General features: G+C 64.1%; 13 protein-coding genes. 1 reads left to right on the top strand and 12 read right to left on the bottom strand.

All coding sequences use genetic code 11. The features are described from left to right. The 12 genes from nuoL to Q1J79_RS07930 all read right to left on the bottom strand — a co-directional run. Positions 1-1,924 (bottom strand): NADH-quinone oxidoreductase subunit L (nuoL, locus tag Q1J79_RS07985; protein ID WP_300299078.1); only part of this gene is annotated, 1,924 nt, incomplete at its 3' end. Between the two features lie 13 nt (positions 1,925-1,937). Further along, positions 1,938-2,246 (bottom strand): NADH-quinone oxidoreductase subunit NuoK, encoded by a 309-nt coding sequence (gene nuoK / locus Q1J79_RS07980; protein WP_300298993.1) that lies wholly within the window; start codon positions 2,244-2,246, stop codon positions 1,938-1,940. A 2-nt stretch (positions 2,247-2,248) separates the two neighbouring features. After that, positions 2,249-2,863, bottom strand: a complete 615-nt coding sequence (locus Q1J79_RS07975) for an NADH-quinone oxidoreductase subunit J (RefSeq protein ID WP_300298991.1) — start codon at positions 2,861-2,863, stop codon at positions 2,249-2,251. Positions 2,864-2,889: 26 nt separating this feature from the next. Beyond that, positions 2,890-3,378 carry an NADH-quinone oxidoreductase subunit NuoI gene (gene nuoI, locus Q1J79_RS07970; RefSeq protein WP_300298989.1) on the bottom strand — a complete coding sequence of 163 codons (489 nt, stop codon included), beginning with the start codon at positions 3,376-3,378 and terminating at the stop codon, positions 2,890-2,892. 3 nt (positions 3,379-3,381) lie between these two features. Further along, on the bottom strand, positions 3,382-4,413 hold the full coding sequence (gene nuoH / locus Q1J79_RS07965) for an NADH-quinone oxidoreductase subunit NuoH (RefSeq protein WP_300298987.1): 1,032 nt from the start codon (positions 4,411-4,413) through the stop codon (positions 3,382-3,384). Further along, positions 4,406-6,469 carry an NADH-quinone oxidoreductase subunit NuoG gene (gene nuoG, locus Q1J79_RS07960; RefSeq protein ID WP_300298985.1) on the bottom strand — a complete coding sequence of 688 codons (2,064 nt, stop codon included), beginning with the start codon at positions 6,467-6,469 and terminating at the stop codon, positions 4,406-4,408. The genes nuoH and nuoG overlap by 8 nt, the downstream gene beginning before the upstream one ends. A gap of 28 nt (positions 6,470-6,497) precedes the next feature. Further along, on the bottom strand, positions 6,498-7,796 hold the full coding sequence (gene nuoF / locus Q1J79_RS07955) for an NADH-quinone oxidoreductase subunit NuoF (RefSeq protein ID WP_300298983.1): 1,299 nt from the start codon (positions 7,794-7,796) through the stop codon (positions 6,498-6,500). Between the two features lie 14 nt (positions 7,797-7,810). Beyond that, positions 7,811-8,449 carry an NADH-quinone oxidoreductase subunit NuoE gene (gene nuoE / locus Q1J79_RS07950; RefSeq protein WP_300298981.1) on the bottom strand — a complete coding sequence of 213 codons (639 nt, stop codon included), beginning with the start codon at positions 8,447-8,449 and terminating at the stop codon, positions 7,811-7,813. Further along, positions 8,446-9,624 (bottom strand): NADH-quinone oxidoreductase subunit D, encoded by a 1,179-nt coding sequence (locus Q1J79_RS07945; protein ID WP_300298979.1) that lies wholly within the window; start codon positions 9,622-9,624, stop codon positions 8,446-8,448. Before Q1J79_RS07945 ends, nuoE begins: the two co-directional genes overlap by 4 nt. Before the next feature lies 1 nt (position 9,625). Beyond that, positions 9,626-10,267 carry an NADH-quinone oxidoreductase subunit C gene (locus Q1J79_RS07940; protein WP_300298977.1) on the bottom strand — a complete coding sequence of 214 codons (642 nt, stop codon included), beginning with the start codon at positions 10,265-10,267 and terminating at the stop codon, positions 9,626-9,628. 12 nt (positions 10,268-10,279) lie between these two features. Next, positions 10,280-10,855, bottom strand: coding sequence for an NADH-quinone oxidoreductase subunit B family protein (locus Q1J79_RS07935; RefSeq protein WP_300299076.1), 576 nt, complete (start codon positions 10,853-10,855; stop codon positions 10,280-10,282). An 8-nt stretch (positions 10,856-10,863) separates the two neighbouring features. Beyond that, on the bottom strand, positions 10,864-11,229 hold the full coding sequence (locus Q1J79_RS07930) for an NADH-quinone oxidoreductase subunit A (protein ID WP_300299075.1): 366 nt from the start codon (positions 11,227-11,229) through the stop codon (positions 10,864-10,866). Between the two features lie 302 nt (positions 11,230-11,531). On the opposite strand from Q1J79_RS07930, the gene Q1J79_RS07925 reads away from it, so the two are divergent. After that, positions 11,532-12,383, top strand: a complete 852-nt coding sequence (locus tag Q1J79_RS07925) for a glycosyltransferase family 2 protein (protein ID WP_300298976.1) — start codon at positions 11,532-11,534, stop codon at positions 12,381-12,383. Positions 12,384-12,522 lie beyond the last annotated feature (139 nt).

Genomic DNA, 12,522 nt, shown 5'->3' with positions numbered 1-12,522 from the left:
GCCCCATCGCACTGAAGAAATAGGTCACCAGCGCCGCCACGCCGATCAGCATGGCAAAAGCGTAGTGATAGACATAGCCGGTCTGCAGGATCGAAGCCCGCTTGGCCAGCCGCACGACTGTTGCCGCAAAACCATCCGGACCAAGACCGTCGATGATCCTACCATCGCCGCCCTTCCAGAACACGCGGCCAAGCCAGAGCGACGGGCGCACGAAGATGCGGTCATAGAGCTCGTCGAAATACCACTTGTTCAGCAGGAATTGGTAGAGCATCTCATGCTGCTTCGCGGCGCGGGCCGGCAGGCTGGTATCGCGGATATAGGCAAGCCAGGCAATCGCTATGCCGATGACGCCGACGATGATCGGGCCGACCTTGACCAGGAAGGGCACGTTATGCGCGTCCTCCATGGCCTTGTGGTCGGGCAGGATCAGGATCGAATTGCCCCAGAATTCCTTCCAGTGATGGCCGATGAAACCGTCGTGGAAGGCAAAGCCGGCGAATACCGCGCCAACCGCCAACAGGGCCAGCGGGATCAGCATCACCATCGGGCTTTCATGCACATGCTCCATCACGTGATGGTCGGCGCGCGGCGCGCCGTGGAAGGTCATGAACAGCAGGCGCCAGGAATAGAAGGCCGTGAGGATCGCGGCCGCCATGCCCATGACATAGGCATATTGCCCCACCCCGCCGGCCGCATAGGCCACCTCGAGGATCATGTCCTTGGAATAGTAGCCGGCGAAGATCGGGAAGCCGGCCAGCGCCAGGCTGCCGATCCACATCATCACATAGGTGGCCTTGATGTGCTTCCACAGGCCGCCCATGTTGCGCATGTCCTGCTCGCCGCCGACGGCATGGATCACCGAGCCGGCGCCGAGGAACAGCAGGGCCTTGAAGAAGGCATGGGTGAACAGGTGGAAGATCGCGGCCGGATAGGCCGAGACGCCCAGCGCGAAGAACATGTAGCCGAGCTGCGAGCAGGTCGAATAGGCGATCACGCGCTTGATGTCGTTCTGCGCCAGGCCGACGGTGGCGGCGAAGAAGGCGGTCGAGGCGCCGATCACGGCGACGAAGGCCAGCGTGTCGGGCGCGTATTCGAACAGCGGTGAACAGCGCGCCACCATGAAGACGCCGGCGGTGACCATGGTCGCGGCATGGATGAGGGCCGAAACCGGGGTCGGGCCTTCCATGGCGTCCGGCAACCAGGTGTGCAGGCCAAGCTGGGCCGACTTGCCCATGGCGCCCAGGAACAGCAGGAAGGTGGCCACCGTCAGGATGTCCCAGTCCTTCCACAGGAAGTGGAAGGTCTTGCCGGCCAGGTCGGGCGCGGCCTGGAACACTGCGTCAAACGTGACCGAGCCGGTGGCGAGGAACAGCGCGAAGATGCCAAGCGCGAAGCCGAAATCGCCGACGCGGTTGACGACGAAGGCCTTGATGGCGGCGGCATTGGCGCTGGGTTTCTTGAACCAGAAGCCGATCAGCAGATACGAGGCCAGGCCGACGCCTTCCCAGCCCATGTAGAGCTGCACGAAGTTGTCGGCGGTCACCAGCATCAGCATCGCGAAGGTGAACAGCGACAGGTAGGCGAAGAAGCGCGGGCGGTGCGGATCGTGGCTCATGTAGCCGACGCTGTAGAGATGCACCAGCGCCGAGACGGTGTTGACCACCACCAGCATGACGGCGGTGAGCTGGTCGATCTTCAGCGCCCAATCGACGCTGAAACTGCCGGAATCGATCCAGTCCAGCACCTTGACGTTGACCACCATGCCCTTGGAGATCACCAGGTAGAAGGCGACCCAGGACAGGATGGCGGCAAGGCCGACGGCCACGCAGGTGACCGCCATGGAAGCGGCATCGCCGATGCGACGCCCGAAGAAGCCCGCGATGATGGCGGCCAGCAGGGGCAGGAAAACGATCAGATGGTACATCGTCATCGCCGCCTCAGCCCTTCATCATGTTGATGTCTTCAACCGCGATGGTGCCGCGGTTGCGGAAATAAACCACCAAGATGGCCAGGCCGATCGCCGCCTCGCCCGCCGCGACGGTGAGCACGAACAGCGCGAAGACCTGGCCGACCAGATCGTTCAGGTGGGTGGAAAACGCCACCAGGTTCAGGTTGACTGCCAGCAGCATGAGCTCGATCGACATCAGGATGACGATCACGTTCTTGCGGTTGAGGAAGATGCCGATGATCCCAAGGGTGAACAGGATCGCCGCGACGGTCAGATAATGTCCGAGGCCGATGGTCATAGTCAGATTCCCTTCCTCGGCTCGACCTTGCGGATCGCCACTGCCGCGTCGCGCGGCCGATTGACCTGCTCGGCGATGCTCTGGCGTTTCACGCCCGGGCGCGAGCGCAGGGTCAGCACGATGGCGCCGATCATGGCGACCAGCAGGATCAGGCCGGCGCCCTGGAACAGGTAGATGTACTTGGTGTAGAGCACCGCGCCCAGCGCATGGGTGTTGGTGACCTGGTCGAGCGCCGGGATCGGGGTGGTAGCGACCTGCTTGGCCACCGGGGTGATCACCCAGCCGCCCAGCACCAGCACGAGCTCGACCAGCAGGATCAGGCCGATCAGGCTGCCGATCGGCAGATACTGCAGGAAGCCCTGCCGCAGCTCGACGAAGTTGATGTCGAGCATCATCACAACGAAAAGGAACAGCACCGCCACGGCGCCGACATAGACGATCACCAGGATCATGCCGAGGAATTCCGCCCCCATCAGCACGAACAGCCCGGCCGCGTTGAAGAAGGCCAGGATGAGGAAGAGCACGGAATGCACCGGGTTGCGCGACGCGATCACCATGAAGCCGGAGGCGACGGTGATCGCTGCGAACAGGTAGAAGGCCAAGGCCTGGATGATCATAGTTTACCCCCTCGCCCGCGATGCGCTCAGCGGTACGGCGCGTCAGCGGCGATGTTGCGCGAAATCTCGTATTCCCAGCGCTCACCATTCGCCAGCAGCTTTTCCTTGCTGTAGAAAAGCTCCTCGCGCGTCTCGGTGGCGAATTCGAAATTCGGCCCCTCGACGATGGCATCCACCGGGCAGGCTTCCTGGCAGAAGCCGCAATAGATGCACTTGGTCATGTCGATGTCGTAACGCGTGGTGCGGCGCGAGCCGTCTTCGCGCGGCTCGGCCTCGATGGTGATGGCCTGGGCCGGGCAGATCGCCTCGCACAGCTTGCAGGCAATGCAGCGCTCTTCGCCATTGGCGTAGCGGCGCAAGGCATGCTCGCCGCGGAACCGTGGACCCAACGGACCCTTTTCATAGGGATAGTTGATGGTCGCGCGCTTCTTGAACATGTAGCTGAAGGTCAGGCCAAGCCCCTTCACCACTTCCCAGAGGAAGATGGCACGGGCGCCGCGGTCGAGCAGAGCCATGGCTTACACCCCTTTCGGCAGCAGGTCGAAGGCGACGAGAACGCCCGCGGTGGCCACCACCCAGAACAGCGAGAACGGCAGGAACACCTTCCAGCCCAGGCGCATGAGCTGGTCGTACCGGTAGCGCGGCACGGTGGCGCGAACCCAGATGAAGACGAACAGCAGCACGAAGATCTTCAGGCAGAACCAGACGATGCCCGGGATCCAGTTGAACGGCGCGATGTCGAGCGGCGGCAGCCAGCCGCCCAGGAACAGGATCGTGGTCATGCCCGACATCAGGATCATGTTGGCGTATTCGCCGAGGAAGAACAGGGCGAATGCCATCGACGAATACTCGACCTGGTAACCGGCAACCAGCTCGGCCTCCGCCTCCGGCAGGTCGAAGGGATGCCGGTTTGTCTCGGCCAGGGCCGAGATGAAGAAGACGATGAACATCGGGAACAGCGGCAGGGCGAACCATACCGTCTTCTGCGCTTGCACGATGGCCGAGAGATTCAGCGAGCCGACGCAGAGCAGCACGGTGATGATGACGAAACCCATCGAGACTTCGTAGGACACCATCTGCGCCGAGGAGCGCAGCGCGCCAAGGAAGGCGTAGCGCGAATTCGACGACCAGCCGGCGATGATGATGCCGTAGACGCCCAGCGAGGAAATCGCGAAGAGATACAGTACGCCAACATTGATGTTGGCGATTACCCAGCCTTCCGCCACCGGGATCACCGCCCAGGCGATCAGCGCCAGGATGAAGGTGATGCAGGGCGCCATGATGAACAGGAACTTGTTCGCGCCCGACGGGATGATGGTTTCCTTGAAGATCAGCTTGGCCGCATCGGCGAAGGGCTGCAACAGGCCGAACGGGCCGACCACGTTCGGGCCCATGCGCAGCGACATCGCCGCCAGCACCTTGCGCTCCATCAGCGTCAGGTAGGCCACCGCGATCAGCAGCGGCACCGTCAGCATCAGGATGTGGACGAGGATCAGGCCGCCCGGAAAGACGTAGCCGGTCCAGAGCGTGTTCCAGAAAGCGTCAGTCATGGGTACCCGTCTTCGGCATGGCGGCGCCGCGTGCGAGGGCCGAGCATTCGGCCATCGTCGCCGAGGCGCGGGCGATCGGATTGGTCAGGTAGAAATCGGCCACCGCGGACACAAACGGCGCGTCGCTGACCGCGCCGGCCGTGCCGAAATTGCCCCAGGCGGCCGGGGTGAGTTTGTCCACCGCACCGAAATGTGGTGCGGCCTGCAGCATGCGCCGGCGCAGCATGCCAAGATTGTCGTAAGGCAGCGTCTGACCCAGCGCATCCGACAGCGCGCGGATGATCGCCCAGTCCTCGCGGGCCTCGCCCGGAGGCGCGGCAGCGCGGCGGCCGAGCTGCACACGCCCTTCGGTATTCACCCAGGTGGCGTCCTTCTCGGTATAGGCGGCGCCCGGCAGGATCACGTCGGCGCGCCTGGCCCCGGCGGCGCCATGGCTGCCCTGATAGATCACGAAGGCCGAGCCGAGCTTGCTTGTGTCGATCTCATCGGCACCCAGCAGATACACCGCCTTGACCTCGCCCGCCTGCGCGGCAGCCAGAATGCCGGCAACGTCTTTGCCGCCCTGGCCCGGAACGAACCCGAGGTCGAGCGCGCCAACGCGGCTGGCGGCGGTGTGCAGCATGTTGAAGCCGTTCCAGCCGTCCTTCACCAGGCCGCAGGCATCGGCGACCTGTTTCGCCAGCGCCAGCACGGCGGCGCCATCGGCGCGCGCGATGGCGCCCTGCCCCAGGATCAGCATCGGCTTCTGCGCGCCCTTCAGAATCTCGGCGAAGGCGTGACGGCCTTCGGCGATGTCCTTCAGCGTGGCCGGGCCGGCGCCGAGATAATCGTATTTGTAGGTCAGCTGCGCCTGCTCGCCGATCAGGCCGATCTTCACCTTGCCGGTGATATAGCGCTTGCGGATACGGGCGTTGATCAGCGCGGCTTCGCGGCGCGGATTGCTGCCAATGATCAGGATCGCATCGGCCTCGTCAATCCCGGCAATGCCGCTGTTGAAGATATAGCCGGCGCGGTTCGACGGGTCGATCCTGGCGCCATCCTGGCGGCAATCGAGGTTGGGCGAACCCAGCTTCTCCATCAGGTCCTTCAGCGCGATGACGCTCTCGGCGCAGGCCAGGTCGCCGGCGATCGCCGCGATCTGACTGCCGGCCAAGCCCTTCAGGCCGGTAGCCACGGCGGCGAAGGCCTCGGCCCAGGTTGCTTCCTGCAGCTTGCCGTTCCGGCGCACATAGGCCCGGTCGAGACGATCGGTCTTGAGGCCGTCATAGGCAAAGCGGCTCTTGTCGGAGAGCCATTCCTCGTTGACGTCCTCGTTCAGGCGCGGCAGCACGCGCATCACCTCGCGGCCACGCACGTCCACACGAATGTTGGCGCCGACCGCGTCCATCGCGTCGATGCTTTCGGTCTTGCGCAACTCCCACGATCGCGCCGTGAAGGCATAGGGCTTGGAAGTCAGCGCACCGACCGGGCAGAGATCGATCACATTGCCCGAAAGCTCGGACGTCATAGCCTGTTCGAGATAGGTGGTGATCTGCATGTCCTCGCCGCGCCCGATGGCGCCGAGCTCCGGCACGCCGGCCACTTCGGTGATGAAGCGGACGCAGCGCGTGCAATGGATGCAGCGGGTCATCACCGTCTCGACCAGCGGACCCATGTACTTGTCTTTGACCGCGCGCTTGTTCTCGTCATAGCGCGACGAGCCCTTGCCGTAGCCGACCGACTGGTCCTGCAGGTCGCATTCCCCGCCCTGGTCGCAGATCGGGCAATCGAGCGGATGGTTGATCAGCAGGAATTCCATCACGCCTTCGCGGGCCTTCTTGACCATCGGCGAGTCGGTATGGATCACCATGTTATCGGCGGCTGGCATGGCGCAGGAGGCGATCGGCTTCGGCGCCTTTTCCTGCTCGACCAGGCACATGCGGCAATTGCCGGCGATGGTCAGGCGCTCGTGATAGCAGAACCGCGGAATTTCCTTACCGGCCAGCTCGCAGGCCTGCAGCACGGTGGTGCCGGGCTCGACCGTTACCTGGATGCCATCGATGGTCAACGTGGGCATTGCTTACCCTTCCCCGCCTACTGCCGCGTCACTCGGCTGCCGCCGGCAGAACCGGCGCGCCCGTGTGATATGCGTCGATGCGGCGCTCGATCTCGCCGCGGAAATGCCGGATCAGGCCCTGGATCGGCCACGCCGCGGCATCGCCCAGCGCGCAGATCGTATGGCCTTCCACCTGCGTGGTGACTTCGAGCAGCATGTCGATCTCGCGCTTCTCGGCGCGGCCCTCGACCAGACGCTCCATCACCCGCCACATCCAGCCGGTGCCTTCACGGCATGGCGTGCACTGGCCGCAGCTTTCATGCTTGTAGAATTTCGACAGGCGCGCGATGGCGCGCACCACGTCGGTCGACTTGTCCATGACGATCACGGCGGCGGTGCCGAGGCCCGAACGCTGAGCGCGCAGGCTGTCGAAATCCATCAGCACGTCGTCGCAGATTGCCTTGGGCAGCAGCGGCACTGACGAGCCGCCCGGAATCACGGCCAGCAGGTTGTCCCAGCCGCCGCGCACGCCGCCCGCATGCTTCTCGATCAGTTCCTTGAGCGGAATGCCCATCTCTTCTTCGACATTGCATGGGTTGTTCACATGCCCGGAAATGCAGAAGACCTTGGTGCCGGTGTTGTTCTGACGGCCGATGCCGGCAAACCACTCGCCGCCGCGGCGCAGGATGGTTGGCGCTACCGCGATGCTTTCCACGTTGTTCACCGTGGTCGGGCAGCCCCAGACGCCCATATTGGCCGGAAATGGCGGCTTCAGGCGCGGCTGGCCCTTCTTGCCCTCCAGGCTTTCGATCAGCGCGGTCTCCTCGCCGCAGATATAGGCGCCGGCGCCGCGATGCACGAAGACGTCGAAATCATAACCCGAACCGCAGGCATTCTTGCCGATCAGGCCGGCCGCATAGGCCTCGTCGATCGCGCCCTGCAGGTTCTCGGCTTCGCGATAGAACTCACCGCGGATATAGATGTAGGCCGCCACCGCGCGCATGGCGAAGCCGGCGATCAGGCAGCCCTCGACCAGCTTGTGCGGGTCGTGCCGCATCATGTCGCGGTCCTTGCAGGTGCCGGGCTCGCCTTCGTCGGCATTCACAACCAGATAGCTGGGCCGGCCATCCGACTGCTTGGGCATGAACGACCATTTCAGGCCAGTCGGGAAACCCGCGCCGCCGCGGCCGCGCAGGCCGGACTTCTTCATCTCCTCGATGATCCAGTCCTGGCCCTTCTCGATGATGGCCTTGGTGTTGTCCCAGTCGCCGCGCTTGCGGGCCGCCTCAAGGCGCCACGACTGCTGGCCGTAGAGATTGGTGAAGATGCGGTCTTTATCCTGAAGCATGCTCTGGCTCCGCCTCAGTCGTCGCTGCCGGCCGCAGGCGCGGCGGGATTGAAAGTAGTGAGCGTGGTCGCGCCGCCCTTCGGCTCGGACGACAGCCGGCCGTTCTGCGGGCCGGGCCTGGGCGTCTCGCCGCGTTTCAGCGCCTCGAGAATCCTGCCGGTGCTTTCCTCGTCGAGATCCTCGTAGAAATCGTCGCCGAGCTGCAGCATCGGGGCATTCACGCAGGCACCGAGGCATTCCACCTCGATCACGGTGAACTTTCCGTCCGGCGTGGTCTCGCCCGGGCCGACACCCAGATGTTTCCTGCAGGCGCTCAGTACCTTGTCGGAACCGCGCAGCCAGCAGGGCGTGGTGGTGCAGACCTGCACGAAATGCGTGCCCACCGGCGCGAGGTTGTACATCGTGTAGAAGCTGGCCACTTCCAGCACGCGGATCGCCGGCATGCCGAGCAGCTCGGCGATGTAGCGGATCGCGGCCTGCGGCACCCAGTTGTCATGCTGTCGCTGGGCGATGTCGAGCAGCGGCATCACCGCGCTCTGCTGCCGGCCTTCCGGATACTTGGCGATATGCTTCTTCGCCAGCGCCATGCTCTCCGGCGTGAACTCAAAGCTGGCGGGCTGCAGCTCCGGGGGTGCGATATGAACGCCACTCATCGGTCGATCTCCCCGAACACGATATCCATGTTACCGACGATGGAGACGGCGTCGGCCAGCATGTAGCCCTTCGACAGGAAGTCGGTGGCCTGCAGATGCGGGAAGCCCGGGGCGCGGATGCGGCAGCGATACGGCTTGTTCGAGCCGTCCGACACCAGATACACGCCGAACTCGCCCTTCGGCGCCTCGACGGCGGCATAAACCTCGCCCTCGGGCACGTGATAGCCTTCGGTGTAGAGCTTGAAGTGGTGGATCAGCGCTTCCATCGAGCGCTTCATCTCGCCGCGCTTGGGCGGCACCACCTTGCGGTCGTCGGATGCAATCGGCCCGGTCGGCATATTGGCCACCACCTGCTCGATGATCCGCGCGCTCTGGCGCATTTCCTCGATGCGGCAGAGGTAGCGGTCGAAGCAGTCGCCGTTCTTGCCCACCGGAATGTCGAAATCATATTTCTCGTAGCCGTCATAGGGCTGCGACTTGCGCAGGTCCCAGGCGACGCCCGAACCGCGCAGCATGACGCCCGAGAAGCTCCAGTCCATCGCATCCTTGGCATTGATCACGCCGATATCGACGTTGCGTTGGCGATAGATGCGGTTCTCGGTCAGCAGGCCCTCGATGTCGTCGATCACCTTCAGCATGCGCGGCAGGTATTTGACGATCTCTTCGTCCATGCCCCTGGGCAGGTCCTGATGCACGCCGCCGGGCCGGAAATAGGCGGCATGCATGCGGGCGCCGGAAACGCCCTCGTAGAATTCCATCAGCTTCTCGCGTTCCTCGAAGCCCCAGAGCGCCGGCGTCATGGCGCCGCAGTCGAGAGCATGCGTGGTCACGTTGAGCAGATGGTTGAGCAGGCGGCCGATCTCGGCGAACAGCACGCGCACCGCCTGGCCGCGCGCCGGCACTTCCAGGCCGAGCAGGCGCTCGGTGGCGAGCGCGAAGGCATGCTCCTGATTCATCGGCGCGACATAGTCGAGGCGGTCGAAATACGGCACCGCCTGCAGATAGGTCTTGTGCTCGATCAACTTCTCGGTGCCGCGATGCAGCAGGCCGATATGCGGATCGCAGCGCTCGACGATCTCGCCGTCGAGCTCCATGACCAGGCGCAGCACGCCGTGGGCCGCCGGATGCTGCGGCCCGAAATTGACCATGTAATTGGCAATGGTGACTTCGGCCATGTTACTTCTGCCCCTCGCCCGCCTTCTCGTCGCCCGGCAGCACGTATTTCGCGCCTTCCCACGGGCTAATGAAATCGAAGCGGCGGAATTCCTGGCTCAGCTGCACGGGCTCGTAGACCACGCGCTTCTGCGTTTCGTCGTAGCGCACCTCGACATAGCCGGTGAGCGGAAAATCCTTGCGCAACGGATGTCCCTCGAAACCGTAATCCGACAGGATGCGGCGCAGATCCGGATGGCCGGAGAACATCACGCCATACATGTCCCAGGTTTCGCGCTCGAACCAGTTGGCCGCCGCATAGACGCCAACCACGGACGGCACCGGGGTTTCCTCGTCGGTCTGCACCTTGATGCGCAGGCGCTGGTTCAGTTTCAGGCTGAGCAGGTGATAGACGACGTCGAAACGCAGCGGCCGCTGCGGCCAGTCCAGGCCGGTGATGTCGACCAGCTCGGCGAACTGGCAGTTGCCGTCGTCGCGCAGGAAGGTCAGCACCTTGACGATGCGGTCTGCCGGCACGCGGATGGTCAGTTCGCCGCGGGCGATGCCGCTTTCAAGCAGGTCGGCGCCGAGGCCGGCGGCCAGATGGTCGGTCAGGTCGCGCAGCGCCTGTTCCTGTTCACGCAGAAGGGCCTTGGCTTCGCTCATCGGTAAGTCCCTTCAGCGGGCGATCGTTCCGGTGCGCCAGATCTTCTTCTGCAGCTGCAGAAGGCCATAGACCAGCGCCTCGGCGGTCGGCGGACAGCCGGGGACGTAAACGTCGACCGGCACGACGCGGTCGCAGCCGCGCACCACCGAATAGGAATAATGGTAATAGCCGCCGCCATTGGCGCAGCTGCCCATCGAGATGACGTAGCGCGGCTCGGCCATCTGGTCATAGAGCTTGCGCAAAGCGGGCGCCATCTTGTTGGTCAGGGTGCCGGCGACGATCATTACGTCGGACTGGCGTGGCGAGGCCCGCGGCATCGCCCCGAACCGGTCGAGATCATACCGCGCCATATAGGCGTGGATCATCTCGACGCCGCAGCAGGCCAGGCCGAAGGTCATCGGCCACATCGATCCGGTGCGGGCCCAATTGGCCAGCTTGTCGAGCGTGGAGATCACCACGCCCTTGTCGGCCAGTTCGTCCGACAGGTCCTTGAAAAATGCATCCTGCGAGGAACCAGGCTGCAGCGCGTTGCCGGCCGTCGCAGTGCTCTGGGCGGCATTCTGGGCGGTTTTCTGGGCCGTCTGCATGGCGTCGCTCACTCCCATTCCAGCGCCCCCTTCTTCCACTCATAAATGAAGCCGATGGTCAGCACGCCGAGGAAGACCACCATGGACCAGAAGCCATAGACGCCGATCTCGCCGAGCGAGATCGCCCAGGGGAACAGGAAGGCGACTTCCAGGTCGAAAATGATGAAAAGGATGGCGACGAGGTAGAAGCGGACGTCGAACTGCTTGCGACTGTCGCCAAACGGCTCAAAGCCGCATTCGTAGGTGGAATTCTTCTCCGGGTCCGGCGCGCGTTTGGCGGCCACGAAAGGCAGCAGGGCCAGGACAGCGGCCAGCACGATGGCGAGGCCAAGGAATAGAAGTATCGGCAGATATTCCCGCAGCAGGGCGTCCACGGTCATTCCCCTCCGAAAAAACACGGTTCACCCCGGTCCGGTCCCACCCCGCCCAAGGTCGTGGCTGTTCTAGCCGTTTCCTTCTCGCGCTGCAACACGCTGGCGATACGCAAATAAATCGCAAGTCACGGCGCTTTCATCGCTTTTTCTGATTGCCATCAAATTAAATGCAGACCGGAAGTGGTAGCGACTCCGCTCACGGATCGAGTGGCGGCAGGATGCAGCGGCCCGGCTGGCTTTGGCGCCCCGAATCGCATAGCCTGCCGGCAGGGTGGTTTGGGGCTAATGGACGGGGGGTACCGGTGGGGACAGCACCGGCAAAGATCAGCGTCGTCGTATCTACGTATAATTCTCCGGTTTTCCTCGAAATGGTGTTGCGCGCCCTGGCGCGACAGCGCCTTGATGGCGGGACGGAATACGAGATTATCGTGGCCGATGATGGATCGGGTGAGCCGACGCGGGCACTGATCGACCGTCTGCGGCCGGAGATGCCCTGCCCGCTGCTGCATGCCTGGCAGCCTGATACCGGCTTCCGCCTGGCCGAATCGCGCAACAATGCCCTGCTGCAGACCCGCGGCGATTATGTCGTGTTTATCGACGGCGACTGCCTGGTGCTGCCCGACTTCATCGCCAGCCATGCCCGGCTGGCCGAGCCCGGCTGGTTCGTGGCCGGGGCGCGCTGCTATATCAAGCAGGGCCAGACCCGGAAAATGCTTCAGCAGCCGATGGCCTGGACCCGGCCGAGCCGGCTGGCCTGGCTCGCCCGGGCCCTGCTCGCCCGGGCCAACCGGCCGTTCCAGCTCCTGAGCCTTCCCGGCGGCTGGCGCCGCTATCGCCATCCTGACCGCTGGCAGAAAGTGCAGACCTGCAACCTGGCGGTCTGGCGCAGCGATATCCACCGGGTCGACGGCTTCGATGCCACCTATGTCGGCCATGGCCTGGAGGATTCGGATTTCGCCCTGCGCCTGCTGCGCGCCGGAGTGAGGCGCAAGTCCGGCCGTTTCGCCTCGGTGGTGCTGCATCTGTGGCATCCGCGCCCGCCGGCGGTGCGCAGCCCGAATGTCGAGCGCTTCGAGGCCCTGGTGGCGAGTGAGCGCCACCTGCCGGTGATCGGCATCAGCCATCTGGCTCCGGCCGAGAAGGAAATCGCCTGAAGCAGGCAAACAAAAACCCGCTCCAAGTTATTGGGCGGGTTTTGTTTTCCAGTATTTACGGAAATGGCGAGAGTGACGGGACTTGAACCCGCGACCTCCGGCGTGACAGGCCGGCGCTCTAACCAACTGAGCTACACCC

This window comes from Ferrovibrio sp. (assembly GCF_029255545.1).
In the GTDB taxonomy this organism is placed as follows: Bacteria; Pseudomonadota; Alphaproteobacteria; order Ferrovibrionales; family Ferrovibrionaceae; genus Ferrovibrio.
This window is presented reverse-complemented; position numbering and strand designations above follow the sequence as displayed.

Coding starts and splice junctions, on each gene's coding strand:
- nuoK (WP_300298993.1), bottom strand. CDS start 2,246: ATGACCATCGGCCTCGGACATTATCTGACCGTCGCGGCGATCCTGTTC.
- Q1J79_RS07975 (WP_300298991.1), bottom strand. CDS start 2,863: ATGATCATCCAGGCCTTGGCCTTCTACCTGTTCGCAGCGATCACCGTC.
- nuoI (WP_300298989.1), bottom strand. CDS start 3,378: ATGGCTCTGCTCGACCGCGGCGCCCGTGCCATCTTCCTCTGGGAAGTG.
- nuoH (WP_300298987.1), bottom strand. CDS start 4,413: ATGACTGACGCTTTCTGGAACACGCTCTGGACCGGCTACGTCTTTCCG.
- nuoG (WP_300298985.1), bottom strand. CDS start 6,469: ATGCCCACGTTGACCATCGATGGCATCCAGGTAACGGTCGAGCCCGGC.
- nuoF (WP_300298983.1), bottom strand. CDS start 7,796: ATGCTTCAGGATAAAGACCGCATCTTCACCAATCTCTACGGCCAGCAG.
- nuoE (WP_300298981.1), bottom strand. CDS start 8,449: ATGAGTGGCGTTCATATCGCACCCCCGGAGCTGCAGCCCGCCAGCTTT.
- Q1J79_RS07945 (WP_300298979.1), bottom strand. CDS start 9,624: ATGGCCGAAGTCACCATTGCCAATTACATGGTCAATTTCGGGCCGCAG.
- Q1J79_RS07940 (WP_300298977.1), bottom strand. CDS start 10,267: ATGAGCGAAGCCAAGGCCCTTCTGCGTGAACAGGAACAGGCGCTGCGC.
- Q1J79_RS07935 (WP_300299076.1), bottom strand. CDS start 10,855: ATGCAGACGGCCCAGAAAACCGCCCAGAATGCCGCCCAGAGCACTGCG.